We start from the raw sequence: 26491 nt of genomic DNA on the forward strand, positions 1-26491 counted from the left end.
AAAGTTAAAAGGAGTATATTATATTTATGAGTAACTGGCAACGAGAGTGGCGGAGAAGGGTCAATAAACTGAAGGAATTTTCTCACAGCTACAGAATTAGAACTAAGGCAGATTTTATTAAATTTGTGGCTTTGTTAACGTTTGTCGGTTTAGTGGTTGGTTCGCTATTAGGAGTGGTTTTATTTGCCTGGTATTCACGGGATCTACCCCAACCCGGTAAGATTGTCAGGCGGGAAGGGTTTGCGACGAAAATTTTAGACCGCAACGGTGAACTTTTATATGATGTTTTTGCTGATCAAAAACGGACCCCGGTCACGTTGGATAAAATACCGGAGAAATTAAAGGAGGCGACGGTAGCGATTGAGGATAAAAATTTTTATAAACATCAGGGATTTGATCCTATGGGTTGGTTGAGAGCGGTGTTTAATATTTTAGTGCGCCATAGTTTGCAAGGCGGATCAACCTTGACACAACAGTTAGTTAAGAATGTGTTATTGACTTCTCAAAGAACCATAGGGAGAAAGATTCAGGAATTTGTACTGGCAGTAGAGATTGAAAAAAAATATACCAAAGACGAAATTTTGCAGATGTATCTAAACGAAGCCCCTTACGGCGGAACGGCTTGGGGAGTGGAGTCGGCTAGTGAGACATATTTCGGAAAAAGCGTGACTGATTTAAATTTAGTGGAGTGTGCAATTTTGGCCGGCTTACCCCAATCGCCGACTAGCTACTCGCCGTTTGGAACGAGTCCGGAGGCTTATAAAACCAGGACTAAAGATGTTTTGCGGCGGATGAGAGAAGATAGCTATATTTCCAAAAGCGAAGAGAATCAGGCTTTGAATGATTTAAATCAAGTTTCGTTTGCTCAAGAGGGGGCAGATTTCAAAGCGCCGCATTTTGTGATGTATGTCAAGCAACAATTGATTGATCGTTACGGCGAAAAATTGGTCGAGCAAGGCGGGTTAACAGTAACGACGACGTTAGATTGGCAATTGCAGGAGAAAGCGCAGGTAATTGTGGCGGAGGAAATTAAAAAAGTGGAGAGTTTGAAGATTACTAACGGGGCGGCGATGGTATTAGATCCGCAGACCGGAGAAATTTTAGCGATGGTCGGATCAAAAGATTATTTTGATGAAAACTATGATGGTAAAGTGAATGTGAATTTGTCACAGAGACAACCGGGGTCAGCGATTAAACCAATTACTTACGTGACGGCGTTTAAAGAGGGTTATACAGCGGCAACAATGTTGGTTGACGTGGAAACCGTGTTCCCCGGCGGCGTTAATTTGCCGGAATACAAACCGAAAAACTATGACGGGAAACTTCATGGTCCGGTACAATTAAGATACGCTTTGGGAAGTTCTTTAAATATTCCGGCGGTGAAACTGTTGCAATTGGTAGGGATTAAAGATATGTTAACAACAGCTTATAAAATGGGTTTGACAACACTGGAACCGACTCAGGAGCACGTGAATCGTTTCGGGCTGTCAGTGACACTGGGTGGCGGTGAAGTGCGTTTGATTGACATGGTGGCGGCCTACAGTGCTTTTGCCAACACCGGACTAAAAGTGGAGCCGATCAGTATTTTAAAAGTGGAAGACAGCAACGGGAAGGTGTTGGAACAGTTTAAACCCACCCAAGGGCAACGGGTTTTAAGCGAGGAAGAAGCTTGGTTAATTACCGATATTTTGTCAGATAACAATGCCCGGTTGATTAGTTTTGGGCCCAACAGTTTGTTAAATATTAGCAACCGGACAGTGGCGGTGAAAACCGGAACCACTAATGATCAAAGAGATAACTGGGCAATTGGGTGGACGCCGGATATAATGGTGGGTGCTTGGGTAGGAAATAATGACAATACGCCGATGAAAACAGTGGCGTCAGGGGTTTCCGGGGCTTCACCAATCTGGAGACGAATTATTTTGGAAGCGATTAAAGATAAGCCGCTGAAAGAATGGGCAGTGCCGAAAGGAATTGTAAGTTTGGATGTCGACAGCATCTCCGGCTTAGTCAGCCACGACGGTTATCCGTCCAGGAAAGAATATTTTATTAAGGGGACGGAACCGGTAGGAGTAGATACTATTCACACTAAGCTGAAAGTTTGTAAAGGTCAGGAAAAGTTGGCTCCGGATACGCTAGCGGCCCGGGGCGATTACGACGAAAAAGAATATATTGTGTTAAAGGAAAGCGATCCTGGCGGCGGCAGCCGCAACCGCTGGCAGGAAGGAATTGACGCCTGGATTAACGGCCAAAGTGACGGCAGGTATAAATATCCCAAAGAATATTGCAGTGATTCAACTGAGGTGGTAGTGGAGATTGAAGAACCTGGGGATAAAACTCAAATTAATTCTCATGATATTACTATAAAAACTAAGGTGACAGGTAATAGTTCAATTAAACAAGTAGAATTTTACGCAAATGATGAAAAGAAAGGCCCGACTTTAACGAGTAAACCGTTTGAAACGACAATTTCTTTGGCTGATGGGATATATACAATTAAAGTTAAAGCAGTTGATGAAAAAGGAAATGTTGGTGAAAGTCAGATTAAGATTGGGGTGAATAAACCTTGGGATTGGCAGCCCTCACCGAGTCCGTCACCGTCATTGAGTCCATCCCCCTTTCCATTGCCTCCTAGCCCTTAAATTTTGCCGACTAGCTGGGCGTGGAATTTTTGGGATAAAACAGTCACAATTTTTTGCCTGATGGGAGCGATATCGGAAACGGATAAGTCTTTAGCCAAGCTTTGATAAACGAGGGTAAAAGTAAAATTGTGCTGATAAGTCTGGGAAAGATTAACAGATTTTATCAGTTTATCGATTTTTTTAATTGCTTCCAAGATTGGTCCAATTAAGGTTTTTCCCGGTAAGGTAAAGGTTAAATCTTCGATAATCGGGGGATGAGAAGAAACCGGTTGATAATGGGGGTAAATAGAGGCTTTTTTAAACACAGGCAGTAAATCAATCACCACAGAAGTTGGTTGATATTGAGGAGTAATTGCGGTGTGAAGTTTGGCTGATAAAACTTCCACGATTCCCTTTAGGCGTAGGTAATCGTTAATACCACTGATGATCAGTTGCAATTTTTCTTCCGGTAATTTCCCGGGGCGAGGAATATAGACGTTAGCGATTTCAAAAGCCGGAAAAGATTGAGTATGGGAAGGGATCAAGGAGCGGCGCAAATATTGCCAGTCTTCCGATAGGGCGTTTTTAATCTTTAAGTGTGACGATAAAGGAAAGCCAGAATTGACAGCTAATTCTTTCGAAACCATGGAGTTGGTGTAAATTTCCGTTAAGCCCATGCCTGTCAGCCAGGTTTTAAGTTGATACTCGAGACTAAATTTTTCGTCTGGGTAGTTGGTGGGAATAGCGGTAGTCATGATTTGACTGGGTAAACGGTGGTAACCGTAAATCCGGGCCACTTCTTCGACAATATCCTCGGGGATATTAATATCTTTGGCGCGCCAGGAAGGGATGGAGCCGTTAATAAATCCCAGAGAATTCAGAATTTTATCCACTTCTGGTTGAGTGATTTCGATTCCTAGGCGTTCTTTGATTAATTGAAGCGGAGCTTTGACCATTTTTGGCTGATATGGTTTGGGATAAAGATCAATAATTTTACTTCCTTGTCGCCCATTAGTTAACTGTTTAAATAATTGAATTCCCTGGATTAAAACTGGCATAACTAATTCCGGATCAGAGGCTTTTTCAAATAGTGTTGCCGCTTCGGTTCTTTGGGCTAAAGACATTGAAGTATAACGGATATTTATAGGATTGTAGGTTTGGACAAATAATAAAATGTTTTTCGTGTTTACGTCGACGGCCGTATTAAAGCCGCCCATGATGCCACACAGGTCAATCAATTGCCCGCTAGCGTCTTCGATAACAATATCTTTTCCCGTTAAGGTAAAAGTTTTGTTGTCCAGAGTGGTAATCTTTTCACCTTTTTTAGATAAACGAAGTTTCATGATTTTATTAATTTTGTCGAAATCAAAAGCATGGACTGGTTGACCATAAGCGCGCATTAAGTAGTTAGAAATATCAATAACATTATTGAGACTGCGAATGCCGGATTTTTCGAGCCGACCGCTAATCATTTTTGGCGACGGTTTAATAGCGACATCTTTGATGACTACTGCACTAAATCTGGGACAGAGTTGTTGGTCAACAATGACTTTTAAAGGGAAAGGTTTGCCTACAGGGAGAGAACCTGCAGGTTGAAAAAGGATATTTTTGAGTTTGGCTTTAAAGCCAAACTGGGGCAGAATGGCGGCGGCTTCGCGGGCGATGCCCATGACGGACATGCAGTCAACCCGGTTAGTGGTAACTTCGATTTCGTAAAGATAATCATCTTTAGTTTTTGTTAGTTTTTCGACTGATGGACCACAAAGCGAGAGACACTCGGCAATTTTTGAGGGCGTTGCGTCGGTTTGTAAAAAATCGGTTAGCCAGGAATGAGGAATGGTAATATTCATAAATTTATAATTGATTTAAAAAATCCAAATTAGTGCTGTATAAAAGGCGGATATCGTCAATATTAATTCCCGGTTTAAGCCTGAGAACCCGTTCCACTCCCCAACCGAAAGCAAAACCAGAATAGATTCGGGAGTCAATTTTACCGGCCGTTAAAACATTAGGGTGGATCATGCCGGCGCCGCCGACTTCCACCCAACCGGATTTGCAGAAACGGCAGCCTTTACCTTGGCAAGCGGTGCAGGTAAAGTCGACTTCAAAAGACGGTTCGGTAAATTGGAAATGAAAGGGCCGAATCCGGGATTTAATGCCGCGGCCGAAAAATTGTTCGCCAAAATAATCCAAGGTGCCCTTAAGATGTGAGATAGAAATAGCTTTATCAATTACCAGGCCTTCAAATTGGTGGAACATAACTGTATGGGTAGCATCCTGCTGGCGGCGGTAACATTTGCCTAAGTTAAGCATGCGAATCGGTGGACCTGCCTGCGCAGGCAGGGTTTTAACTCTTTCCATTTCCCGGACTTGGCCGTTGGAAGTATGGGTGGTTAAAACCATTTTGCCCATTTGGTTGTCTTCCGGGGTGTCGATAAAAATAGTTTCCCATTCATCCCGGGCTGGATGGCCGGCGGGCATATTTAGGGATTCAAAAACGTACCAGTCCCAATCAACTTCCGGATAGCGAACGCGGGTAAAACCGATATGTTCAAAGATACGGGTGATTTCTTCAATGGCTTGAGTGATGGGGTGAAGATGGCCTAAGGTTGGTTGTTTTCCGGGCAGAGTCGGGTCGAACCAAATGGTTTGATGGGTATTGGTTAAAGTCTTGAATTTGGTAGAAATAGCTTGTTCAACGGCGTTTTTGACGTCATTAGCCAGACGGCCGACTTGGGCTTTAGCGGTTTGATCAAGCTGAGGAATAGTTTTAAGGATTAGGGTAATTTGCCCTTTGCGACCCAAATACTCAATCTTTAACCGTTCAAGGTCATTTTTGTTTTCTGTTTGATTGATTAAAGCCAGGGCTTGGTTTTTCAAATTTAGCAACTTAGTTTCCATAAATATTAGAATAGCATAAAAAAACCTCCTCTTGGGAGGTTTAAAAAGTTCAAAAATTAACCTCCCTTAAGAAGCTTTGGTAAAGACAAATTTAAAAGTAGCGGGATCAGAGACAGCCAAGTCAGCTAAAATCTTGCGGTCAAGATCAATTTGGTTCGTTTTTAAAGCTTTAATAAATCGGCTGTAGTTTAAGTCAGTACCAGTCAGAGCCGCGTTAATTCTTTGAATCCACAAGCGACGGAAGTTTCTTTTTGTCCGTTTGCGGCCGTGATAGGCATAAGCGCCGGCGTGAATAACAGTTTCTTTAGCGGCTTGATATTGCCGGCGGCGGGCCATAATAAAGCCCTGGGCCATTTTTAAAACTTTTTTGTGATGTTGGCGACGGACAATGCCGGTTTTAGCACGCATATTATTTTCCTAGCATTTTAACTAACTTTTTAGCCATACTGCCGAAAACTTCCTGAGGAGCACGTTTACGGCGGCTGTTTTTCCGGCTGCGGTTGGCTTTTAAGTGACGGTTTTGGTTGCAGCGCCTTAAAATCTTACCGGTTTTGGTAAAGCGAAACCGTTTGGCGACGGAGTGCCTGGTTTTTAGTTTAACGATTTTATTTTTTTTCTTCATATTTTTTTCCTTTAATCGGGCTAAAAATAGTCCACAAAAGTTTACCTTGCATTTTAGGTTGTGACTCTTGTGTACCGTATTCTACCACTTCTTGGGCGGCTTTTTGCAAGAGTGTAAAACCAAACTCTTTGCGGCTGATTTGGCGACCGGTAAATTTAACGGTTAATTTAACTTTATTATCCTCGCTTAAAAATTTTTTAGTTTGTTTCATGCGGGTTTGAAAATCGCCCTGGGCAATAAAAGGAGTAATCCGAACCTCTTTTTGCTCGGTATTTTTGGTTTTTTTCTTACCTTCTTTTTCTTTTTGGCTTTGAATATACTTAAATTTATTAAAATTGATAATCCGGGCGACGGGAGGATTGGCCTTATCAGCGACTAAAATTAAATCCATGCCCATTTGCCGGGCTTTGAAAATCGCTTCGTCACGGGACATGACGCCGATTTGTTTTTCATCCGGTCCGACGACCCGCAGTTGTGGTGCGCTAATATACTGGTTAAGTTTATAGAACTTCTGCATAAATATCAAAAAGGTTGGACCTTTTGGAACCAGAAGGTCCAACCTTAAAGGATAATTTTTTCTTTAATTTCTTTTTGTATTTTATCAGTAAACTTTTCTATTGTCATCTGCCCAAAATCTTTACCGGAACGGTGACGGATAGAAACAGTTTTATTGCTTACTTCTTTTTCCCCAATAATTAACATATAACTGACTTTTTCCTGTTGGGCGTCGCGGATTTTAGCGCCTAAAGATTCAGCTCGGTCATCTAGTTCAGCCCGGATATTATTGGCTTTAAGCTGATTAATAATTTTACGGGCATAATCGTTTTGTTTGTCAGTAATCGGCAATATTTTTACCTGTACCGGAGTTAGCCAAGCGGGAAAGTTTCCGCCAAAGTGTTCAATTAAAAAGGCCATCGTACGTTCAAAAGCCCCTAAAGACGAACGGTGGATGACTACCGGTTCTTCATCTTTTCCGTCTTGATTGATGTAAGTCATTTGAAAACGTTTGGGCATAACAAAATCATATTGAACCGTAAAAGCAGTTTCTTCTTTGCCTAAGACATTCTTAATTTGCACATCAATCTTAGGACCGTAAAAAGCAGCCTCATTAGGGGCTTCAAAAAATGGCGCTTTAGTTTTAACTAAAACTTCACGTAAAATTTGTTCCGCTTCTTTCCAAGCCTTAGAACCCTGCTGATCCCCTAGTGATAAGCGGTAGCGATAATCAATGCCTTTTTTCATCCCTAAAGTTTTATTAACATAATCGATTAAATCGAGCACGGAAATTATTTCGGCTTTAGCTTGTTTTTTAGTCACCATAATATGAGCATCAGCTAAACAAAAAGTGCGAACTCTCATTAAGCCGGTTAGCTCGCCGCTTTTTTCATAACGGAACTGAGGAGAAAGTTCAGCAAATCTGACCGGTAAATCTTTATAGCTACGCGGTTTTGATTTATAGAGCATAAAGTGATGAGGACAGGTCATCGGCCGCAAAATTAATTCTTCTTCGTCAATTTTCATGGGGGGATACATCGTGTCTTTATAATAGGGGTAATGACCGGATTTTTTATAAAGATCAGTTTTAGCTAAGACAGGTGTGTAAACGTGTTGATAGCCGCGTTTAATTTCTTCGTCAACAATAAAACGCTCCAGTTCTCGGCGAATAACTGAACCGTTTGGAGTTAATAAAGGCAAGCCTTTACCAATTAGATCAGAAAAGACAAAGAGATCGAGATTTTTCCCTAAGACGCGATGATCGCGCTTTTTGGCTTCTTCCAAAAGTTTCAGATACTCATCTAATTCTTTTTGGGAATAAAAAGCCGTGCCGTAAATCCGGGTTAACATTTTATTTTTCTCATCGCCGTGCCAGTAAGCACCGGCAACGGATAAAAGTTTGAAAGCTTTAATTTCACTGGTGGATTTAACGTGCGGGCCGGAGCAAAGATCAACAAATTTATTTCCAGTCCAGTAAACCGTCGGTTTATCAATTTCCTGAAGCCATTCCTGTTTGTACAGATTGTCATTAAATAAGTCTTTCGCTTCTTTTAGAGGTAAAGTTTTTTTAGCAATTGCCAGGTTGCGGGTAATAATAGACAACATTTCCGCCTCGATTTTAGGAAAATCAGCTTCGGATATTTTTTCCTCGCCTTTCCACTCAAAGTCCATATAAAAACCGTCATCAGTCGCCGGCCCCATCGCCGGGATGACTTTATCGCCATATAAATTAATCATGGCTTGATGAAGCACATGTTCAGCGGTATGGCGTAATGGATGTAAATCTTTTGGCATAATTGGCTGTGGACGATACAGGATTTGAACCTGTGGCCTCTACAATGTCAATGTAGCGCTCTAACCAGCTGAGCTAACCGTCCACTAGAAAATATTCTATCAGAAAATGAAAGGATAAAGAAGTTTATTTATCCAGCCTGGGTGGCGGCGGTGCGGTCGGCAGACAGCATAAAGCTAGTGCCGCCTTTGGTGACACCCTGCCAATAAGCGGACTTACATTGAGAGCGGTGATTATGCATTTGCAGCCAAGTTCTGGAATCGGCAATTTTCTTTTTGGCCAGTTTAATTAATTGAATTAAACGCTCAAAGAAATTTTTGTGATAAATTCCCGGATTAACGACAGCCTGAAAAGCGGCTTTATCCACTTCTTCGATTAAACCGATATGTTCTTTGGCTAATTCTTTAATCTGAATTTGCAGGGTGGCAATTTGGGTTTTGATTTCCTGTTTGTCCCGGGAAAAAATAACTTGCTCTTCCCGGCGGATAGCCTCAAAGTGCATTCTTTCCTGACTGCGAATTTTATTTTCCTGTTGATTTAGGAATTCTTCAAAGTTAAAACCGCCGTCTTGGATCCCCGCGGCAGGTTGGGTTTTCGATTGAGAACCACTGGCATCCTTAAAGGCCTCCAAAAAATTTTGGAATTTTGGACTACTCTTTTTCTTTTTTGATTGATCGCTAAGCGAATTCATTTTTTTGATCATTAGCGCCTTATGGCAGGCTTAATTTTAATTTGTCTATTTGGCGCGAATTATATCAAAGACCGATAAGATAGTCAATTGCCTGACGTTTTCTTAAGATTGAGCCAATATAGGCTCTTTGAGTGGGGGTATTCAGTTCTTTTTTGAGTTTTTCGTCACCGGCAGCAGAAATCATTTGATCAACTTCCTTGTCTTCGACTTTGAATTTTCGGTCTTCAGCGATAGCCTGTAAAATAAGTTCCAATTTTAAAGTATTGGTGGCAGTGGCTTGATATTCTTGCCTGATTTGAGCGACTGTTTTGTTATTGGAAACCGCATATTGATCTAGGTTCAAGCCCAATTTTTGAATTTGGTCTAAAAGACGGCTAAGCAAGCGGTCGCGTTCATCATTAATTAATAGGTCAGACAGATCAATTTTAGTTTCTTCAAGCAGGGCCTTGGAAATCAAATTCAGTTTTTGGGTTTGAGTTAATTCCTTGTCTTTTTTAGCGTCGATTTTACCCTTGTCAGGAGTCCAGAATTTGGCGGTAGCGAGGGCGCCATGACAGATTTTTTGATAATCCCCGAGTTTGATTTCAGGTAATTCACAGCTGGTGGCTTTAAACTGCCAGGGCTTATTCTCTTCAGCGGAGATAATAGTAATTTTGGGGCTAACGGCCGGTCTTAATTTATGTTCAGCGATAAGTTTGGCATAAGAAAGCGGCAGAAGTTGGTTAATGACTTCACCGTAAAGTTTGCCCTTATCGACGTTTTTTTCCACCAGGGTTTTGGGAGCTTTTCCTTGGCGAAAACCCTCGATTTTAACCTCTTTAACTAAATCGTTGAGAACTTTGTCGTAGGTAGTTTTAACTTCTTCCCAGGGAAGGGAGAATTCCAGCTCAAAGGTTTTTTTAGGAAGCCACGTCAGCTTGGTCATGGCAGGATTATATCATTCATATCTAATGGCTTCCAGAGGGGTTAAGTTGGCGGCCCGACGGGCGGGAAAGACGCCAAAAGTAATACCGATGGCGGAGGAAACAAAGAAAGCGAGAAGAACGGAAATCAAGTTGATGCTGGCAGGAAAAGCAGTGCGGACCATCAGAACAATCAGAGCGGCAAGAATTAAGCCGATGATGCCACCGAAAGCAGAGAGAATAACTGATTCAGATAAAAACTGAACCAGAATGTCTTTTTTAGTGGCGCCTAAGCCTCGGCGGATACCGATTTCTTTCGTCCGTTCCGTGACCGTAGCAAACATGATATTCATAATGCCAATGCCGCCGACTAAGAGAGAAATAGAAGCAATGGCAATTAAGACACTATTGATAATAGTAAAAATTTGATTAACCGTGGATAAGATTTCCGTCTGTTCGGTGACGGAAAAATCATCAGCTTTATAACGTTTTAATAAAACTGTTTTAGCTTTAGCTTTGACCAACTCAATTTTGGTTTTGTCATTAACGCCCAAATAAATAGTAAAGAAAGTTTTATTAGGGTTTAAGCCGGCAAAAGTAGTCCGGTACGGCATAATCACACTACTATCCATTTCCCGATCGCCTTTTTTTTCAGCCACGCCCACAACCGTAAAGCGAAGGCTATTTACTTTAACGGTTTTACCGACTGCTTTGTTGGGGTCGACAAAAAGTTGCTGAGCTAAAGTAAAGCCAAGAACGGCGATTTTCGCCCGGCTTTGATCATCTTTTTTGGTGAGTATCCGACCGCTGACAGGCTTGATATTCATTAAAGTAAACATGGATTCAGTAGTTCCTTGAACGTAACCCAAGCGTTTGATAGCGTTAGCCTCGACGGTAGAGCTTTTAAAGTACACGGGGACAACATAGTCGGCTTGGCTGTTTTTGACGAGATTAAGATAGTCTTTTTCGTCAAAATTAGCGCCGCCGGCAAAACCGGAACCAAAATTACCGCCGGCACCGGCGTCAGAATTAAACACGTTGCCGGGGAAAATAATAATCAGATTGGATCCGAGCCTTTCAAATTGTTGCTGGATGTAATTTTTTAAGCCTAAGCCCAAGGCAATCAAAAGCACGACGGATAAAACTCCGATCATGATACCAAGGGAAGTTAATAAAGTCCGGACTTTATTCCGTTGGAAATCGGCCAGAGCATCTTTAAATAAAGGGATTAGGTTTAAGTCGGTCATAGATATTTTTTGACGATAGTTCCATCGCGAATATAAACTCTTTTTTTAGCCCTTTGGGCAATGTCTGGTTCATGGGTGACCATGATAACAGTGGTGTTAAATTCCTGGTTTAGGTTTTCGATGAGTTTGATGATTTCGTTGCCGGTTTTAGTATCCAGGTTGCCGGTGGGTTCATCAGCCAAAATAATTTTTGGATTCATCATGACCGCCCGGGCGATGGCCACCCGCTGCTGCTGGCCGCCGGAAATTTTATTAGGAAAAAAATCCCGACGGTGAAGAATACCGAACTTTTTTAAGAGGGTTAATGCCCGGTTCAGCGGATTAAAATTAAGTTTTCCCTTATAGAATTTAGCGGGCAGAAGCACGTTTTCTAAAACCGTCAGTTTATTGATTAAATTAAATTGTTGAAAGACAAAACCGATCGTGGCATTTCTCAGATGGGAAAGGGCGTTATCGGAAAGATGACTAATATCTTGGTTGTTTAAGATAATTTGGCCGGAACTGGGAGTTTCTAAAAGACCGATTAAATACATTAAAGTGGATTTGCCGCTGCCGGACGAACCCCGGATACTGAGGTATTCTTTAGCTTTAATTTTTAAATTAATGTGACTGACGGCGTTAACGGCTTCAGTGCCTAAGTAGTAGGTTTTGCAAACGTTTTTCAGTTCAATTATGGGAGCCATGCTTATTTTTTAAGTTTTTTGCCAATAACCACGATTTGTTCCGGGTTTAAACCGCTAGTAATTTCAGTCAGATCGCCGTTGCTGGTGCCAGTGATGACGGTTAGAGACTTGAGTCGATGATTAACGACGATCTGGACTTGAGTTTGACCGTTGGTTTCATTAATCGCAGCCGTGGGAACGCTTAAGACATTATTTTTGGCATTAACTAAGATACTCACTTCCCCATTCATGCCAAGAAGCAAAGATTGGTCAATCGAGTTGACGAGTTTAAACTTAGCGATAAAGACCGTGCTGCCGGAAGAATCAGCTTGGCTGTTAAAGTCGATGGAATCAACGGTTACCGGGATTGGTTTATCCGGGTAGGCATCAAGAGTAATTTCCGCCGCTTGCTGGACTTTAACCAGACTAATATCCATTTCATCGATTTGGGCTTCAAAAACCAGATTTTGCGGATCGGCGACAGTAAAAACAGCGGCGGCAGGGATAATGTTAACGCCGGAAACCGGGGTATCAATATGAGTGACAATGCCGCTGATTGGAGTAATTAAGGTGGCATATTTTAAGGTAATATCCTGTAGTTCAACATCTAAAACTGCTTTATCCAGGTCATATTGGTTTTTTTGTAAAATTCGGCTGATAGTGTCGGTTAGGGCTGTATCTCGGTAGGTAACTTTAAGGGCTTCATCAAAGTCGTTGCGTTCTTTGGAAAAATCCAGCAAGTACTTTTGTAAAGTCTTTTTTAATTGTTTTTGGTCCAGACTGGCTAAAGCCTGCCATTTGTTGACATAATCCCCTTCTTTAACTCCGACCCAAGCGAGCTGGCCGGCAGTTTGGAATTGTAGGTTAACTTCGGTAGCGGACTTGACTTTACCGGAAGCGGTAACGGTTTGGCGGATATCCTGAAAAGCGGCCGGAACTAAATCGTAAAGCGTTTCTGGGGCTTTCGGCCAAAATTTCTGATAACTTAACCAGCCGCTGCCGAACAGAACAATGATTATCAATCCGGTCTGCCACCGATGCTGTTTTAGCCACGTTAAAATAATCATAGAGTTGATATTATATACTATGGGGTTTATTAATTACAAATGTGTTTACACTGAAGCCCGTTTTACGGGCTGAAGTGCCAGGGAGAGGACTCGAACCTCCAAGCCTTGCGGCACACGCTCCTAAAGCGTGCGTGTCTACCGATTTCACCACCCTGGCTGGGAGTAAACTCTATTGTATCAGAGATTTTCTAATAATTTGTCTCAAGGATGATTTTCCTTTGGATGTTTTGAAGTATTTTTCTCTTCGAATACTGTCAGATTTAGCCAAAAAAGCTTCATAAAAGATTAACTTAATTTGCTTCCACCATTTAGTCGATTTAACTTTTTTATTGAAATGTTGTTTTAGTCTTTGTTTTAAATTTGAAGAGCGGCCGATGTAAAGTTTATTTTCAGGAGATTTTAAAACATAAGTGTAGTGCATAATATTCCGATTTTCCCGCACCGCGTTGGGTGCAGGACCACAAACTCTACGTAGTTTGTGGCACCACCCTGGCTTATAGATATTTTAACAGAGGGCGAGCTAATTTCCTAGCGCGTTTAAGGGCGGCGGCATGAGCTTGCCATTCTAACTGATCATCTAGAGGTTCAAGTTTAATTGGCCCGTATTTTTTTTCAAGAGCTAATTTAATTAAATAATCGCAAAAATGCGGATTTTTAGGTAAAAGCGAACCATGGAGATAACAGCCGAAAACATTGTGAATAACAGCGCCTTCGGTTTTGTCCTGGCCATTATTGCCAAAACCGAGAATCACCTTACCTAAGGGTTGAGTAGCGGCGGCTAAAAAAGTATTGCCGGAGTGATTTTCAAAGCCGACAAGATAGGGAGTAGGGTGAAGGACAGCAGGGTTAGCTTTAATAATAATATTGCCGATTTTGCGTTGTTTAGAAGCAACGGTATAGGCATTAAAAATACCGATGCCTTTAATTTTGGGGCCGCTGGACGGTTGGAAATAATTACCGAAAAGTTGATAAGTGCCACAAATAGTAAGCATAGGAATGCCGGCTTGAGCCGCTTTTAATAAAACAACGCGGCGTTTAAATAAATCTGAAGCAATTAATTGTTGTTGCTGGTCTTGGCCGCCGCCGCCGAATAACAGATCAAAGCCCCCCTGAGGTAAAGGATCGTTTAGGCCAATGGATTTAATAAAGACTTTGATTCCCCGCTGTTTTAAGCGGTAAACTAAGCTAAAAATATTACCCCGGTCGCCGTAAATATTCAAATCTTTCGGATAAAGATGAGCAATGGTAATTTTCATAAATTAATCGAATTTTTGTTTAAAGATAATTTGACGCAGTTTCAGCATGGCGGTATAGGTGGGTAAAATATAGTCCGGCGAATAACTGAGAGCTTTTTTAATATTTGGTTCTAGTTGGATTAAGTGGGGGTTAAGCCCGGCGTATTTTAGCCTTAAAGCCATGTCCAAAGCCCGGGTGCCGGAAACAGTAATGGGAGTTTTTCTGGAGTTTAAATAATTAAAGTCGATATCCCAAATCCAGGAAACGTCGGTTCCGTCGGCAATTAAATCATTTAAGATAATCAACAGCCGTTTGTTTAACTGATTTTGATCTTGAAGCATTTGCCAAATAGCGTTAAATCCGGCGGGGTTTTTCACCAGAAAAATTTTAATCGGTTTATCATTCAAAACTAATTCTTCTCCCCGACCGAAAGCCGGACGAAAGCGGGTCAGACCTTGAGTGGTCAGTTGAGGATCTAAGCGAAGAACATTGGCAACGGTTTTAGCCGCCTCGAGGTTATATTGATGGTATTGGCCGGGAGAGAGTGGTTGGCCAAAGTAAACGATTCTGGGGAAACTTAATGTTTTTAAACGGGCATCAGCCTGATTGATCAAAACTTGGGAAGTTTTAGGCAGTAATTGCAGTGATTCTTGCCAGAGTTTTAAGATTGAATCAACTTCGCCATAACGATCTAGTTGGTCACGGGACAGGTTATTAAAAAGAATGATTTCCGGTTTTAATTGTTTAACGGCTTCTTTAACGGCGGCTTCGTCAATTTCCCAGATGGCGAATTTTTCTTTTAAATGGCCGAAAACATCACTTTGATTAATTAAAGAGGAAGCAATTCCCCGCATTAAATTAGAACCACTGCGATTGTGAATAAAATTTATTCGATGAGTCTTGAAGATTTCCCCGATTAGGCGACAAGTGGTGGTTTTACCGTTGGTGCCGGTGATAATTATTGATTTAAGTTGGTTGGTTTTAACTAACTGGTTAATAAAATCAGAATTAATTTTTAAGATAACTAATCCGGGGAGGGCGGTGCCGCCTAAAGAGAAAACCCGACAAAACTTATTAATTATTTTTCCTATAATAATGCTTGTTGACATATTATAAGTCATATGGTAGTATAAACACAGATCCGTCGGTTTAGCCTCACCGGGCAGACTGATGGATTTTTTTTGATTTTATTCCATTTCATCCAGAAATTGCTGAACGCCTTTAGCCCAGGAACCCTCAGATAAAGGAGTATAAATTGACATAATTTCCTCCGGAGTGATTAAACCTTTACGTATATAATTCTGTGATAGGCCTTTAGCGACCACTTCAATCGCTTCCTGATAAGACGAAAACTTTAGAGTGCCCTGGGAATGAATTCCCCAACCCCAACAGTTATGGGAATCATCGGGAATTTTTTTGCATAAATTAGATTCCTGTTGAGCAATGGCCAATAAAAGCCGCGAGTCTAAATTATATTTTTCGGCCGTGGCGATTAAATAGTCGGCTTCAGGCAGCAGGGGTGAATCATATTTTTTAAGGTAATTTTTAATAATTTCCGGTATGGCATCGTCGGTTTTAACGGAGAAAGTAAAAGCCCCCAAGACTTCCGGTAAAACAGGTTTAGAAACAATGGATTCAGAGGTAGAATAGGTAATTCTGGGTCGTTGAATGGGTTTGGATACCTGGTTTAAGTTAAAGTAAAAGGCCAGCGTTAGTAATAAAGTGGAGCCAGTAAAAATAAGCCACGAAATAATGGCAAGTGTTTTTTTCATGCAATTTAACTTTCCCATATGTTAAACTATAAATCAAGCTCTCAGCCAAAGGCTGACAAGTGGCCGATGTGGTGAAATTGGCAGACACGCACGCTTCAGGGGCGTGTGCCGCAAGGCATGTGGGTTCGAGTCCCACCGTCGGCACTTCGGAAATACCTCAGTGCAAACCCACGAGTGGCAATAACCAGGGCGATTTGTTCGGCGCGGGCGAGAGTGCGGTGCAATAAGGGAATAATGACAGGGAAAGGATTTTTACTCTTATATCCCCGAGTTTTTTGAATCAGACTGATTTGCTTGGCTTCGCTGAAAATTACCGGAATCAGGCTTAAGGTAATCGTCAACATTAACTGCCAGGTTTGGGGTAGGAAAGAAAAACTAGCAATAATTCGGCTAAGGGAAGTCGTGGTAGTGTAGTAAAAAACCAACAGGCTTAGAGTGGTGATCCTCAAAGCGGCTAAAATTGCCTGAGGCAGATGGTGTAACTGGAACAAAATAATCAGACCACTGATAAAAAGCAGGGGTTTAAGCCGGGTTAAAAGCTCTTGACGACGGGAATTAAAAAAAATGAGAATTAATAGCAGTAGTAAAAAAGCGGCTAATAAGTAAATATTTTTAAGAAAAATTACGACAAAAGTAAAAACTAGCAAGACAATCAATTTCATAAACGGGGTATTTTTACGCCTGAGTTTTTGAGCAGAGCGGTTTGAGAGAAAATTGGTTTTGTTGGGCCGAATGCTTTAATTTTTCCGGCATCAAGGATTAAAACTTGCTGGCTGTATTTTAATAGAAAATCCGTGTCGTGTTCGACGACAATGATGGTTTTGCCGCTTTGATTAAGTTTGCTCAAAATTTCATAAAGCTCGACCGAGCTACGGTAGTCCAGCATGGCGGTGGGTTCATCCAGGACAATATAGTCGGTGTTTAAAGTCAAGACACTGGCCAGGCAAATTTTTTGCTTTTGGCCAAAAGACAAGGTTTGGGGATCGCGGTTTAAATAATTAAACATGCCGACTTGATTTAAAGCTTGTTTGATTCGGCCTGAAGAATCTTTAATTTTTAAGTTTTTAAGACCAAATTCCAGTTCTTCTTTGACGGTTAAATTAAATAAGGAAAAATCAGGATTTTGAAAGACCAAACCGACAGTTTTAGCAAAAAAACTGACCGGTTTTTGACGGGTGGAAATTCCGTCAACAAAAATTTTTCCACTGAGGCGGCCGGGAATTTCATGGGGAATCAAGCCGTTAAGCAGATAAAGTAGGGTGCTTTTACCAGAGCCGTTAGTGCCGGTGATACCTAAAAATGTGCCAGCTTTAATTTCAAAAGAGAGATTTTGCAAAACCGGGGTTTGCTGATAACGGAAAGAAACTGATTGCAGTTTAATTCCGGGCATAGCGGTTCAAGCGGAAACGATAGACTAAAATCCAGGCAAAACTAACATCGATCAATAGTTGAACAGAATTAAAAGCGGCAATAACATACCACGGAATAACCTTGATAGCTGTAGCCGGAGTCATCCCGGTCCAAATAGGTAAAGCGTAATAGTAATTAAGGGGGACAACTAATAAACTGCGGATGATCAAGGCAAGAATAACCGGAAGAATTAATTTTTTAAGGGTGGAGTAATTAGTTTTTGAGTGAAGAGATAGAGTAAAGATGAGAGGTAAGGTGGCTGTAAATTTCATGGAAGCCCCTAACCAGGTGTCCGGAGAAAAAAAAGTAATAACGATGGTCCCCAAGAGAGAAACAATTAAAGAAATTTTCGTGCCGAAAAGGAAAAAAGCGGCAATCCAGGAAACGGCAACTAGATCTAACCACATCCCCCACTGGGGTGATTGATAGCCAATATGGACTAATTGAACGGCACTAGAAAAGGCGGCTAAAGCGCCGCCAAGGGCAATTTGCCGGGAGGTTAATTTCATAGCCAAAGTTTAATGTTTTCTGATAAAATATACAAGCTAAGCCGGGATGGTGAAACTGGTAGACACGCATGTATGAGGTACATGTGCCGCAAGGCTTGCAGGTTCAAATCCTGTTCCCGGCACTTAGAGGAAGATCCTCAAGGATTTTAAGGAGATCAGCTTCGTATTTTATGGCCTTGGATTTAAGCTTAGCAATAGTGGTGTAAACAATTTTTCCTTCAGTTAAACTGTTTTCTGAGTTGATAATGAGCCCTTCGTGTTTTTTGTGATTATAAAGCAAGTGGGCACATTTTTTGAGAATTTGGGGGAAGGTCAGTTGGATATTTTTGGGAAGATTGGATTTGCCGCGGGTGAGAACATGAACGGAATCAGCAAAATCCTTGCCCAGTAATTTCCGGACAATCCGGTAGATATCCGTTCCGCCGGTGTTTCTCGTATTAGATTCGTTAACGTAAACCTGGCCGTTGCGGGCGACCATCATGTCGACATCGAAGTGGCCGCGGTAGCCGGCGGCTGAGTATTTTTCGGCAATGTAATAGCCGGTATCAATAATCCTGGCGGTCAGACGGTCATTTAAAACGTTGTCGCCGATATCCAAGCCGTAATAGACGCCTTTGGGGGTGACTTTAGTTTCGCAGTAGTAGAGAAATTCAATCCGGCCGTTGCGGTGGATTTTAAATTCAACGTTGGGGAAAATTCCGGCGGAATTTAAGTTAGCGCTGATTAAATCTTCGACAACAATCGGAAAATAATCCCAATAATTATCCGAGTTCATTTTAGTAATAATGGCCCGTTCGCACTCGGAATAATCAAAAGGTAAATCCCCTTCCCTAAAAATCAGAACACCACTGCCGCCGCTGCCTTTATTGGTTTTAATAACTACGCCTTTTTCCCGGATATACCGGTCGGCGGCAATTTTGGCAGCGTCATATTTTCCAAAGCAGATGAGACCTTCAGGCATAATAAAGTCCGGTTCTTTAGCGACACTTTGCTGGGCTAGTTGGCGGATGCCGGATTTACTGCCAAAAAAGTTGACGGTCCAGGCATTAGCCGGGTCGGGCAACTCCGGAGTGATCACATTTATGCCGGATTTTTGCAGCATGGCCTTCAGGGAATACATCTGGGGCGAGGCGGCATAACTGGTCAGGATAACGTGCTGATAATTTTTGGCCCGGTTCAGAATTTTTTCGAAAGCGACGGTATCCTGTAACAAATCGTCACAAATAAGATGGGTTTTAGTCTGAGGCACAATCACTTCGGTGTTTTTATAGCCCATTAATTTTTGAGCGTATTCCTGAAAAGCGGGAGAAATCGGTTTGGGAGAGACATAAATTAAGTCAGATTCTTTGCCGCTGCCTAAGAAATAACAATCAGCGACGTCTTCACAATCGGTAATTAATTCAGTCCGCTTGGGGCGGTGAGCGACCGAGTCAATAAACAACCATTCGTCTTCGGGCATGTTGTAAACATACAAAGAGAGGTTGTTGTTTTTCCCTGACGCTGGAGGTTGCGATAATGGATCCGCGTCTTCGGTTTTTGATTTTTTTTGTTTCATTTAGTGGTGATTATAGATTATTATTATTTTGGCGAATGTCAATAGTGTTAATCATGATAAAATATAGTAAAATGATGACCGCTTAGCTCAGTTGGCAGAGCGTTGCGTTTACATCGCAAATGTCGCAGGTTCGAGCCCTGCAGCGGTCACCTCGCTTTCGCTCAGTGCGGGGCACTCTGTTTCGCTCGGTTGCAGGCACAAAATGAAATTGAAACAAAATTCGGATTTAGCTGAGTTAATCGGAATGATCCTGGGTGACGGTAATTTAGGGAATTATCCGAAGTGTCAATATTTAAGAATTTACTGTAATTTAAAAGAAATTCAATATGCTAAAGAAATAAAAAAAATTATTGAAAAGGTTTTTGGGAAAAAATCTTATTGCTATAAAAGACCTTCAGAGGGAGTTTTGTATCTGGAAATTTCCCTTAAAAATTTAGATAAGCTTTTAAGCTTGCCGGTTGGAGATAAAATAATAAATAAACCCAGAGTTCCGTTATGGATATTTACCAGGGAAAAATACATTACTTCCTGTCTTAGAGGATTATTTGATACTGATGGTTGTTGTTATTTAACCGGAGGAAAATACAGAGTAGTAAATTACACCAATAAAAATACCCTTTTGTTAAAAGATATTTACAAAATGTTAAAACTACTTAAATTTAATCCGTTTAAACGAGGGAACAGAAATATCGAATTAGGAAGACAACAGGAAATTAAAATTTTTTTTAGTATAATAAGACCAAAGAACATTAAACACTATCGACATAATGTTTAATGGCAGGGTAGCCAACTTGGTGACGGCGGGCGTCTGAAAAACGTCAGATATAGGTTCAATTCCTATCCCTGCCACCTCGCGTAGCTCGGTGCGAGCACTTCGTTACACTCAGTGGAGCCACACTAAATGAAGTATTTTGTTTACATTGTGCAATGCAGGGATGGATCGTTTTATACAGGCAGTACCGCTAATATTGAAAAAAGAATTTGGGAACATAATCTTGGAAAGAGAGGGGCGAAATCAATCAGAGGTAAACGACCGGTCCAGTTGGTTTATAAAGAAATTTTCAACTCCAGAATTAAAGCTTTAAAGCGAGAGGCAGAGATTAAAAGTTGGACTAGAAAAAAGAAAGAAAATTTGGTAAAATACAGAAGTGCGCTTGCGCTGAACGCAGTGAAGCGGTGGTAGTTCAGTTGGTAGAACGCCTGCTTGCCAAGTAGGAGGTCGCGGGTTCGAATCCCGTCCGCCGCTCAACTTGAGGTAGGGATTGACCTTCAACGAGAAGGTCGCGGGTTCGAGTCCCGTTTCCCGCTCTAATTTGTTAACAGAAGATAAAGAATTTGGGAGAAGTTTAAGACTGTGAAGAGGAATATAAACCGATAAATTTTAATATTTTTTGATAAAAACCAGGCAAGACCGAGCATAAAATATGGGGTTAAGCTTAAAAACATTCTGGCTCCAAAACTAGCTCCACCCCACCAGCCATGCCAGGAACTAATAATGTAGGTTTGTAAAATAAACAGAGTGAGGCCGACTTTAGCCCAGACAGATTGTTTAAATTTTTTTAATAAACCAATGACTGCCAGAATAAATAAAGGTGAGTAATAAAATAAACCGTTGTTGTTACTGATTAAGACGGATAAAATTTGCGGCCTTAACCAATAAAAGGTTTCCTGATTCAGACTATAAGGATTGGCAATCTTGCCTAAAAGAAGCTGCCAAACTATTAATTGAGGAGAAAAGCCAATAATTATGCCTAATAGATAGGTAAAAATGTGAGAGAAGCGGGATTGGTTATAAAGATAAATCAGCAGCGGCAGACAAAAGATAATATCCTGAAGACGGATCATAGCCAGCAAGCCGGTTAATAAACCCAAAATAATGACTGAAGACTGATTGAGAGAATGTTTCCAGCGAAACCATAAATAAAAGATCAATGAGGAAATAAAAATACCGGCGGAGTGAGAGTTGATCGGATCAACGGCGCTATAAAAGAAAATATTGGTAGCTAAAAATAAGCTCAGCCAGCTGATTAAAGCTTTTTTTGGGGAAGTGATTTTAGCGACGGTCAGGTAACTTAAGTACAGACCAAGCTGAGCATAAAAAACACAACCTAATCCAACCAAGATTCGGTAAAGATGCTGGTAACCATCCGGATTAGGGGCAGGATTGAGGAAATGTGCGAGTAAGAACCAAGGAGTCCAGAGCAGGGGGGCGCCGATAGTGTATTTATTAAAAAGTTTGCCGGCAGAAGTTTGGTTTGATTCAAAAAAGAAGGGGTGAGTTTGACTTTCGTTGCTAAAGTCCAGGTCGTGATCAATGATAGCGGAGCGGGTGTAGACATAGTAATAACGGCCGTCTCCCCAGACAGCATTACCGACAATATAATAATGAGCCAAAAAAATAACTGAAGCGAAAACAAACAGCAGCCAGAAAAGTCGGGACATAGGTTTTAGTTTATAATAAACCATGATGATATTAACTCAAAGCTACTGGCGGGATGAGGCGTTTACGGTGATGCAGGCAGGGGAAAGTTTAAAAGAATTGTTTCATTTGATCAAATGGGATTCCAGTCCCCCGCTCTACTACCTAATTCTGCATGGTTGGATTAAGGTTTTCGGAGAGGGAGAAGCGGTAACGCGGAGCTTATCGTTAATTTTCCATTTGCTGACAGTGATGGTAGTTGGTTTGATTTTGAAAGAGTTAACGAAGAATAAAATTGTCGGATTTTTAGGAGCGATAGCAGTATTATTAAACCCGTTTTTAGTTGGTTATGCTTTTGAGGCCCGGCCCTATGCTTTATTGGTATTGTGTTTAGCTCTGGCGGTCTGGCTGGATTTAAAAAAACGATCAATCTTGACCGGAATAATGCTGGGGTTGATGGTTTTGACGCATAATTACGGTCTATTTTTTCTTGCCAGCTGGGGTTTGTATTGGTTTTATCGGAAAAAACCGATTAAAGTTTTGGCTATTTCCCTAATGGCTTGGTTGGTGTGGCTGCCGATTTTCTGGATGCAGTTCAAAAGAGTGGTGAATGAAACCTGGATTCAGCCAATGGGGTGGTTGTTTTTGACGGTCAGTTTGCAGATATTTTTCTTAGGTTACGGCCAGATAAAAATTTTAGACTTAGCTTGTCAGTTGGCCATAATTTTACTGGTAGTGGCTTTGGCAGGCCAGTTAAATAAAAAAACTTCTTTGATATTTTGGTTATGGCTGGGGCCAATGTTAATGGCAGCCTTGTTTTCTAAATTGGTGACGCCGATTTATAACGAGCGCTATTTAATTGCTGGGATTCCGATGCTGATTATCTGGATTAGTGAAGGGCTGAATCAGCGGAAAAAATTGTGGGCGGGTTTATTGGTTGTAGCCTATTTAATAATTAATGGATGGGGTGTGTGGCAGTTACTTAACAAGGAAACTAAGCCCAGAATCAGAGAAGCGGTCGCCCAAGTGATGACGAAAATTAAACCGGGAGAAGTGATTATTGCTGACTCGGAATTAAATTTTTTGGAAGTAAAGTATTACAGCCAAAAGATTAATAAAGAGATTCCGGTTTGGGTACACTATGAAAAAAATAAAAACGAACTCCCCTATTATTTAGGCAGTCCATTTTATAAAGAGGTGGTATTTACCAAAGAAATTCCGGTTAATCAACCGGCGTGGGTGATAAGAACGGACGGAAGTTTTAGTGAAGCAGGGATTTGACGGTTTGAATGATTGCCTGAGCGGAGATTTTTTCAAAATTCATTAACTCGTCAGCTTTGCCAGATCCGGCAATCTGATTAACGGCTAATTTATGGACGCTAACTTTTTGGTCGGCTAAGACGTTTAGAACCGAGTCGCCCAGGCCACCTTCCGGCCAATGATCTTCAACGGTCAAAACTAAATTATGAGTGGCTTTAGCAGCTTGTTTGATGGTTTTAGCGTCAATTGGTTTAACTGAGTAAGCGTCGATGACCCGGATATTAATCCCCTGTTTTTTTAAAGCAGCAGCAGCCTTAAGGGATTCGTGCAAAGTAATGCCGGCGCTAACCACGGTTAAGCGATCCTTTGGACTGGAGAGAACGGTTTTACTGCCCCCAATAGTAAAATTTTCCGTGTTCTCATAAATTACCGGAGTCGGCGGCCGGGTGGTGCGGATATAATCCAGGCCTTGATGTTTAGCCATGAGCTTAACTAATTTATTAGTACTGACGGCATCGGAAGGATAAAGAACAGTACTGGCGTGAATGGTTTTAAACATGGCTAAATCTTCCAGGCCCATTTGGGAGGGACCGTCTTCACCGATAGAGACACCGCAATGTGAGCCGCAGATTTTTAGGTTTGGTTCGGAATAACCAGCCATGCGGAATTGATCAAAGGCACGGGTGAGAAAAGCGGAGAAGCTGGAAATAAAAGGAATTTTGCCACATTTACTTAAACCTAAGGCGGCTCCAACCATGTTCTGCTCGGCAATATACATTTCAAAGAACCGTTCAGGATAGACTTTTTGGAAAAGGTCGCTGTGGGTGGAATTTTCGGTTTCGGCGTCCAGTACCACTATTCGTTTATCTTGACCGATTTCGGCCAAAGCCTGACCGTAAGCCAGTCTGGTAGGAACTAGTTCGTTTTTTTGATAGTGCATTTTAGTTTTAAATTAATTGGGCCTAATTCTTTAATAGCCTGCTCAAATTGTTCCTGATTTAAGGCCTTGCCGTGCCAACCGGGTTTGTCTTCCAGGAAGCTGATCCCTTTGCCTTTGATAGTTTTGGCAATAATCATTAAGGGTTTATTGGCAGTTTTTCCGGCTAAAGCAAAAGCGGTTTTAATTTGAGTAAAATTATGGCCGTCAACTACCTGAGTTTGCCAACCGAAAGACTTTAATCTGGCGGCATAGGCTTGAGTATCCCATTGCAGCATGGTGGGGTTAGATTGGCCTAAACGGTTGACATCAATCATGCCGATTAAGTTGTCCAGGCGGTAATGACTGGCCAGTTGGATGGTTTCCCAAACACTGCCTTCGGCCATTTCCGAGTCACCCAACAAGACATAGGTTAAGTAATCGCTTTTGTCTAAATACTTGGCGTTTAAGGCCATACCTAAACCAACGGAGAGGCCTTGACCCAGCGAGCCGCTGGCGACTTCGGCATAAGGAAAATTAGGCCGGGGGTGGCCTTCGATAGGGCTTTTAAACTTTCTTAAAGTCAAAAGCTGCTTGACAGGGAGTAAGCCGGCAGCAGTGTAGAGAGAATATAAAAGCGGGGCGGCGTGGCCTTTGGAAAAAATCAAGCGGTCATGGTTTAAACGAAACTGATTAAAGAGCAATCCAACCATTAAATCAGTGGCGGACAGGGAGGAAGTGGGGTGGCCGGAACCGGCAGTGGTAGTACAAGTAAGAATGTAATAACGGACAAGCTTGGCGATGGCTTCGAGCTCCATAAAACTTATGATATCATTAAATAATATAAAAAAGGAATATGCCGGAAATTTCCGCTAAAAACAAACAGTTATTCTTCTCCCCCATCCGTAAATTGACCCCTTATGCCGTGGCGGCAAAAAAAAGAGGGGTGAAAGTATTTCACCTGAATATCGGCCAACCGGATATTGAGTCGCCGGAAATTTTCTTACAAAAAGTTAAGGAATTTAACCAAAAAACCGTGGCCTATGAAAAATCTGACGGCAGTGAGGCGTTAAAGCTGAGTTTAGTCAAATATTACCAAAAATTAGGGCTGGAGATTAAAGATGAGGATTTAGTCGTCACCAGCGGCGGCAGTGAGGCGTTGCAGTGGTTATTTTTTATTTTATTTGATTCCGGGGATGAGTGTTTGTGCTTTGAGCCGACTTATACCAATTATTTGACTTTTGCGGAGTTAGGCGGAGTGAAATTAAGGCCGGTTTTGACTAGGTTGGAAGATAATTTTCAACTGACAGAGGCAAAAACTTTATTGGATCAGGTTAATGAGAAAACTAAAGCAATAATTATTACTAATCCCTCTAATCCGACCGGTGCGGTTTATCCGCCGAAGATGTTGGAGGAGACTGTGAATTTTTGTTTAAAAAAAGACCTGTTTATTATTACTGACGAAACCTACCGGGAGTTTATTTATGGAGCGGTAAAAACCGTTTCACTTTTATCATTTAAAAAAGCGGAACAATTAGTAGTTTTGGCAGACAGTTTGTCTAAGCGCTATTCGCTGTGCGGTGCCCGCTTAGGAATGCTGGTCAGTAAAAACCGGTCGATAATCGAGATGGCCAATAAAATTGCCCAGGCGAGATTAGCCTCGGCCACGATTGAGCAATATGCGGCGTCATTTCTTGATCAGGTTCCCTCAAGTTATTTTGAAAAAGTTAGACAGGAATATCAGCTGCGACGGGATACGCTGATGCAGGAATTAGCCAAAATTCCCGGAGTGAAATGCTCCCGGCCAGACGGAGCTTTCTATTTGATAGCGGAATTGCCGGTGGTCGATTCCGAGGATTTCTGCAAATTTTTATTGGAGAAATTTGCAGATAAGCAGGAAACGGTGATGTTAGCTCCGGCGGCAGATTTTTACGTGACACCGGGACAGGGTAAAAATCAGGTGAGGATTGCTTATGTCTTAAACAGAACGGATATTAAACGGGCGGTGGAGCTGATTGGGCTGGCATTAAAGGCGTATAAGTCTGTGGTAAAATAGAGGTTAAATCCCCTACTGCCGGGTGGTGAAATGGCATCACAGAGGCCTTTGAAGCCTTTTTTCCAAGTTCGAATCTTGGCCCGGCAACATGTTAAAAACTTAATACACCTAAAATTTGATATTATAAAAATATGGATATAAGTATAAATACAAACAAAAATCAACTTTCCCTGACCTCATTGGAAATTGCGTTTAATCGACTTTTTGCGGTTCTACTGGTTTTGTCCATTATTCCATATCTCTTAACCAATTTTTTAACACCGACGATCATTATCTATATCGTGTTTGTCTTTTTCCTCTGGTTCGGTAAAAAACATCATCCGTTTGCCAATATTATTTTTTTTATTATTGCTTTAAT

Annotated in this window: 25 protein-coding genes, 8 tRNA genes and 1 pseudogene; 12 read left to right on the plus strand and 22 right to left on the minus strand. The window is 41.5% G+C overall.

Annotation, left to right across the window (positions count from 1 at the left end):
• Nucleotides 1-26: 26 nt before the first annotated feature.
• Nucleotides 27-2642 carry a PBP1A family penicillin-binding protein gene (locus NTZ93_01385; GenBank protein MCX6816508.1) on the plus strand — a complete coding sequence of 872 codons (2616 nt, stop codon included), beginning with the start codon at nucleotides 27-29 and terminating at the stop codon, nucleotides 2640-2642.
• On the opposite strand, the gene NTZ93_01390 is transcribed toward NTZ93_01385, so the two are convergent.
• The 17 genes from NTZ93_01390 to NTZ93_01470 all read right to left on the minus strand — a co-directional run bounded on the left by NTZ93_01390 (nucleotide 2639) and on the right by NTZ93_01470 (nucleotide 16026).
• A complete protein-coding gene (locus NTZ93_01390; protein ID MCX6816509.1) occupies nucleotides 2639-4471 on the minus strand; it encodes a phenylalanine--tRNA ligase subunit beta in 1833 nt (610 codons plus the stop codon). The two genes, NTZ93_01385 and NTZ93_01390, sit on opposite strands and share 4 nt — an antisense overlap.
• A gap of 4 nt (nucleotides 4472-4475) precedes the next feature.
• A complete protein-coding gene (locus NTZ93_01395; protein MCX6816510.1) occupies nucleotides 4476-5522 on the minus strand; it encodes a phenylalanine--tRNA ligase subunit alpha in 1047 nt (348 codons plus the stop codon).
• Nucleotides 5523-5588: 66 nt separating this feature from the next.
• Complete coding sequence (rplT, locus tag NTZ93_01400) at nucleotides 5589-5930, minus strand: 50S ribosomal protein L20 (protein ID MCX6816511.1); 342 nt, start codon at nucleotides 5928-5930, stop codon at nucleotides 5589-5591.
• A gap of 1 nt (nucleotide 5931) precedes the next feature.
• Nucleotides 5932-6144, minus strand: a complete 213-nt coding sequence (locus NTZ93_01405) for a 50S ribosomal protein L35 (protein ID MCX6816512.1) — start codon at nucleotides 6142-6144, stop codon at nucleotides 5932-5934.
• Nucleotides 6128-6661 (minus strand): translation initiation factor IF-3, encoded by a 534-nt coding sequence (gene infC, locus NTZ93_01410; protein MCX6816513.1) that lies wholly within the window; start codon nucleotides 6659-6661, stop codon nucleotides 6128-6130. Before infC ends, NTZ93_01405 begins: the two co-directional genes overlap by 17 nt.
• Nucleotides 6662-6705: 44 nt before the next feature.
• The gene (gene thrS / locus NTZ93_01415) at nucleotides 6706-8433 is read right to left on the minus strand and encodes a threonine--tRNA ligase (protein MCX6816514.1); all 1728 of its coding nucleotides are present in this window, start codon (nucleotides 8431-8433) and stop codon (nucleotides 6706-6708) included.
• 9 nt (nucleotides 8434-8442) lie between these two features.
• Nucleotides 8443-8516: transfer RNA gene (locus NTZ93_01420), tRNA-Val, on the minus strand.
• A 45-nt stretch (nucleotides 8517-8561) separates the two neighbouring features.
• A complete protein-coding gene (locus NTZ93_01425; GenBank protein ID MCX6816515.1) occupies nucleotides 8562-9122 on the minus strand; it encodes a DUF5660 domain-containing protein in 561 nt (186 codons plus the stop codon).
• Nucleotides 9123-9186: 64 nt separating this feature from the next.
• On the minus strand, nucleotides 9187-10047 hold the full coding sequence (locus NTZ93_01430; GenBank protein ID MCX6816516.1) for a trigger factor: 861 nt from the start codon (nucleotides 10045-10047) through the stop codon (nucleotides 9187-9189).
• 12 nt (nucleotides 10048-10059) lie between these two features.
• Nucleotides 10060-11271, minus strand: a complete 1212-nt coding sequence (locus NTZ93_01435; GenBank protein ID MCX6816517.1) for an ABC transporter permease — start codon at nucleotides 11269-11271, stop codon at nucleotides 10060-10062.
• The gene (locus NTZ93_01440; GenBank protein MCX6816518.1) at nucleotides 11268-11954 is read right to left on the minus strand and encodes an ABC transporter ATP-binding protein; all 687 of its coding nucleotides are present in this window, start codon (nucleotides 11952-11954) and stop codon (nucleotides 11268-11270) included. The genes NTZ93_01435 and NTZ93_01440 overlap by 4 nt, the downstream gene beginning before the upstream one ends.
• 2 nt (nucleotides 11955-11956) lie before the next feature.
• Nucleotides 11957-13000: an efflux RND transporter periplasmic adaptor subunit gene (locus NTZ93_01445; protein ID MCX6816519.1), complete on the minus strand. Its 1044-nt coding sequence runs from the start codon at nucleotides 12998-13000 to the stop codon at nucleotides 11957-11959.
• Between the two features lie 75 nt (nucleotides 13001-13075).
• A tRNA-Leu gene (locus NTZ93_01450) sits at nucleotides 13076-13157 on the minus strand.
• 12 nt (nucleotides 13158-13169) lie between these two features.
• The gene (locus NTZ93_01455; GenBank protein MCX6816520.1) at nucleotides 13170-13421 is read right to left on the minus strand and encodes a GIY-YIG nuclease family protein; all 252 of its coding nucleotides are present in this window, start codon (nucleotides 13419-13421) and stop codon (nucleotides 13170-13172) included.
• Nucleotides 13422-13494: 73 nt separating this feature from the next.
• On the minus strand, nucleotides 13495-14256 hold the full coding sequence (locus NTZ93_01460) for a glutamine amidotransferase (protein ID MCX6816521.1): 762 nt from the start codon (nucleotides 14254-14256) through the stop codon (nucleotides 13495-13497).
• Between the two features lie 3 nt (nucleotides 14257-14259).
• Entirely contained in the window at nucleotides 14260-15345 is a 1086-nt protein-coding gene (locus tag NTZ93_01465) for a MurT ligase domain-containing protein (GenBank protein MCX6816522.1), read from the minus strand.
• 78 nt (nucleotides 15346-15423) lie between these two features.
• Nucleotides 15424-16026: a hypothetical protein gene (locus tag NTZ93_01470; GenBank protein ID MCX6816523.1), complete on the minus strand. Its 603-nt coding sequence runs from the start codon at nucleotides 16024-16026 to the stop codon at nucleotides 15424-15426.
• Nucleotides 16027-16070: 44 nt separating this feature from the next.
• Between NTZ93_01470 and NTZ93_01475 the strand changes: the two genes are divergently transcribed.
• A tRNA-Leu gene (locus tag NTZ93_01475) sits at nucleotides 16071-16152 on the plus strand.
• A 514-nt stretch (nucleotides 16153-16666) separates the two neighbouring features.
• Here NTZ93_01475 and NTZ93_01480 read toward each other — a convergent pair.
• Both NTZ93_01480 and NTZ93_01485 read right to left on the minus strand, forming a co-directional pair.
• A complete protein-coding gene (locus tag NTZ93_01480) occupies nucleotides 16667-17398 on the minus strand; it encodes an ABC transporter ATP-binding protein (GenBank protein MCX6816524.1) in 732 nt (243 codons plus the stop codon).
• Entirely contained in the window at nucleotides 17385-17927 is a 543-nt protein-coding gene (locus NTZ93_01485; protein ID MCX6816525.1) for a hypothetical protein, read from the minus strand. The genes NTZ93_01480 and NTZ93_01485 overlap by 14 nt, the downstream gene beginning before the upstream one ends.
• Nucleotides 17928-17967: 40 nt before the next feature.
• Here NTZ93_01485 and NTZ93_01490 point away from each other — a divergent pair.
• Nucleotides 17968-18049, plus strand: a tRNA-Leu gene (locus NTZ93_01490).
• On the opposite strand, the gene NTZ93_01495 is transcribed toward NTZ93_01490, so the two are convergent.
• Nucleotides 18031-19482, minus strand: a complete 1452-nt coding sequence (locus NTZ93_01495) for a hypothetical protein (protein MCX6816526.1) — start codon at nucleotides 19480-19482, stop codon at nucleotides 18031-18033. The genes NTZ93_01490 and NTZ93_01495 overlap by 19 nt on opposite strands.
• 76 nt (nucleotides 19483-19558) lie before the next feature.
• Between NTZ93_01495 and NTZ93_01500 the strand changes: the two genes are divergently transcribed.
• The 5 genes from NTZ93_01500 (at nucleotide 19559) to NTZ93_01520 (ending at nucleotide 20728) form a co-directional block, all read left to right on the plus strand.
• Nucleotides 19559-19631: transfer RNA gene (locus tag NTZ93_01500), tRNA-Val, on the plus strand.
• A 53-nt stretch (nucleotides 19632-19684) separates the two neighbouring features.
• The gene (locus tag NTZ93_01505) at nucleotides 19685-20257 is read left to right on the plus strand and encodes a hypothetical protein (protein ID MCX6816527.1); all 573 of its coding nucleotides are present in this window, start codon (nucleotides 19685-19687) and stop codon (nucleotides 20255-20257) included.
• Between the two features lies 1 nt (nucleotide 20258).
• Nucleotides 20259-20331, plus strand: a tRNA-Phe gene (locus NTZ93_01510).
• A gap of 52 nt (nucleotides 20332-20383) precedes the next feature.
• A complete protein-coding gene (locus NTZ93_01515) occupies nucleotides 20384-20665 on the plus strand; it encodes a GIY-YIG nuclease family protein (GenBank protein MCX6816528.1) in 282 nt (93 codons plus the stop codon).
• Nucleotides 20656-20728 (plus strand) — tRNA-Gly (locus NTZ93_01520). The genes NTZ93_01515 and NTZ93_01520 overlap by 10 nt, the downstream gene beginning before the upstream one ends.
• Nucleotides 20729-20790: 62 nt before the next feature.
• On the opposite strand, the gene NTZ93_01525 is transcribed toward NTZ93_01520, so the two are convergent.
• The gene (locus NTZ93_01525) at nucleotides 20791-21924 is read right to left on the minus strand and encodes a hypothetical protein (protein MCX6816529.1); all 1134 of its coding nucleotides are present in this window, start codon (nucleotides 21922-21924) and stop codon (nucleotides 20791-20793) included.
• A gap of 22 nt (nucleotides 21925-21946) precedes the next feature.
• Here NTZ93_01525 and NTZ93_01530 point away from each other — a divergent pair, with 22 nt between their 5' ends.
• Nucleotides 21947-23182 carry a glycosyltransferase family 39 protein gene (locus tag NTZ93_01530; protein ID MCX6816530.1) on the plus strand — a complete coding sequence of 412 codons (1236 nt, stop codon included), beginning with the start codon at nucleotides 21947-21949 and terminating at the stop codon, nucleotides 23180-23182.
• Here NTZ93_01530 and NTZ93_01535 read toward each other — a convergent pair.
• Nucleotides 23163-24895 (minus strand): annotated as a pseudogene (locus tag NTZ93_01535) (transketolase family protein). The gene NTZ93_01530 and the pseudogene NTZ93_01535 sit on opposite strands and share 20 nt — an antisense overlap.
• Nucleotides 24896-24933: 38 nt before the next feature.
• Between NTZ93_01535 and NTZ93_01540 the strand changes: the two are divergent.
• The 3 genes from NTZ93_01540 to NTZ93_01550 form a co-directional block, all read left to right on the plus strand.
• On the plus strand, nucleotides 24934-26133 hold the full coding sequence (locus tag NTZ93_01540; GenBank protein MCX6816531.1) for a pyridoxal phosphate-dependent aminotransferase: 1200 nt from the start codon (nucleotides 24934-24936) through the stop codon (nucleotides 26131-26133).
• A gap of 16 nt (nucleotides 26134-26149) precedes the next feature.
• Nucleotides 26150-26220, plus strand: a tRNA-Gln gene (locus NTZ93_01545).
• Nucleotides 26221-26264: 44 nt separating this feature from the next.
• The coding region (locus tag NTZ93_01550) for a hypothetical protein (protein MCX6816532.1) at nucleotides 26265-26491 on the plus strand (227 nt) is incomplete at its 3' end.

Source organism: Candidatus Beckwithbacteria bacterium (assembly GCA_026397255.1).
Taxonomy (GTDB): domain Bacteria; phylum Patescibacteriota; class Microgenomatia; order UBA1400; family CG1-02-47-37; genus JAPLVF01.

Excerpts from the sequence above, each read along its gene's own strand:
- NTZ93_01470 (MCX6816523.1), bottom strand. The coding sequence starts at position 16,026 with ATGGGAAAGTTAAATTGCATGAAAAAAACACTTGCCATTATTTCGTGG.
- NTZ93_01445 (MCX6816519.1), bottom strand. The coding sequence starts at position 13,000 with ATGATTATTTTAACGTGGCTAAAACAGCATCGGTGGCAGACCGGATTG.
- NTZ93_01395 (MCX6816510.1), bottom strand. The coding sequence starts at position 5,522 with ATGGAAACTAAGTTGCTAAATTTGAAAAACCAAGCCCTGGCTTTAATC.
- NTZ93_01530 (MCX6816530.1), top strand. The coding sequence starts at position 21,947 with ATGATGATATTAACTCAAAGCTACTGGCGGGATGAGGCGTTTACGGTG.
- NTZ93_01540 (MCX6816531.1), top strand. The coding sequence starts at position 24,934 with ATGCCGGAAATTTCCGCTAAAAACAAACAGTTATTCTTCTCCCCCATC.
- NTZ93_01385 (MCX6816508.1), top strand. The coding sequence starts at position 27 with ATGAGTAACTGGCAACGAGAGTGGCGGAGAAGGGTCAATAAACTGAAG.
- NTZ93_01405 (MCX6816512.1), bottom strand. The coding sequence starts at position 6,144 with ATGAAGAAAAAAAATAAAATCGTTAAACTAAAAACCAGGCACTCCGTC.
- NTZ93_01505 (MCX6816527.1), top strand. The coding sequence starts at position 19,685 with ATGAAATTGAAACAAAATTCGGATTTAGCTGAGTTAATCGGAATGATC.
- NTZ93_01435 (MCX6816517.1), bottom strand. The coding sequence starts at position 11,271 with ATGACCGACTTAAACCTAATCCCTTTATTTAAAGATGCTCTGGCCGAT.
- NTZ93_01480 (MCX6816524.1), bottom strand. The coding sequence starts at position 17,398 with ATGCCCGGAATTAAACTGCAATCAGTTTCTTTCCGTTATCAGCAAACC.
- rplT (MCX6816511.1), bottom strand. The coding sequence starts at position 5,930 with ATGCGTGCTAAAACCGGCATTGTCCGTCGCCAACATCACAAAAAAGTT.
- NTZ93_01515 (MCX6816528.1), top strand. The coding sequence starts at position 20,384 with ATGAAGTATTTTGTTTACATTGTGCAATGCAGGGATGGATCGTTTTAT.
- NTZ93_01440 (MCX6816518.1), bottom strand. The coding sequence starts at position 11,954 with ATGGCTCCCATAATTGAACTGAAAAACGTTTGCAAAACCTACTACTTA.
- NTZ93_01460 (MCX6816521.1), bottom strand. The coding sequence starts at position 14,256 with ATGAAAATTACCATTGCTCATCTTTATCCGAAAGATTTGAATATTTAC.
- NTZ93_01390 (MCX6816509.1), bottom strand. The coding sequence starts at position 4,471 with ATGAATATTACCATTCCTCATTCCTGGCTAACCGATTTTTTACAAACC.
- NTZ93_01455 (MCX6816520.1), bottom strand. The coding sequence starts at position 13,421 with ATGCACTACACTTATGTTTTAAAATCTCCTGAAAATAAACTTTACATC.
- NTZ93_01495 (MCX6816526.1), bottom strand. The coding sequence starts at position 19,482 with ATGAAACAAAAAAAATCAAAAACCGAAGACGCGGATCCATTATCGCAA.
- NTZ93_01430 (MCX6816516.1), bottom strand. The coding sequence starts at position 10,047 with ATGACCAAGCTGACGTGGCTTCCTAAAAAAACCTTTGAGCTGGAATTC.
- NTZ93_01465 (MCX6816522.1), bottom strand. The coding sequence starts at position 15,345 with ATGTCAACAAGCATTATTATAGGAAAAATAATTAATAAGTTTTGTCGG.
- thrS (MCX6816514.1), bottom strand. The coding sequence starts at position 8,433 with ATGCCAAAAGATTTACATCCATTACGCCATACCGCTGAACATGTGCTT.
- NTZ93_01525 (MCX6816529.1), bottom strand. The coding sequence starts at position 21,924 with ATGTCCCGACTTTTCTGGCTGCTGTTTGTTTTCGCTTCAGTTATTTTT.
- infC (MCX6816513.1), bottom strand. The coding sequence starts at position 6,661 with ATGCAGAAGTTCTATAAACTTAACCAGTATATTAGCGCACCACAACTG.
- NTZ93_01485 (MCX6816525.1), bottom strand. The coding sequence starts at position 17,927 with ATGAAATTAACCTCCCGGCAAATTGCCCTTGGCGGCGCTTTAGCCGCC.
- NTZ93_01425 (MCX6816515.1), bottom strand. The coding sequence starts at position 9,122 with ATGAATTCGCTTAGCGATCAATCAAAAAAGAAAAAGAGTAGTCCAAAA.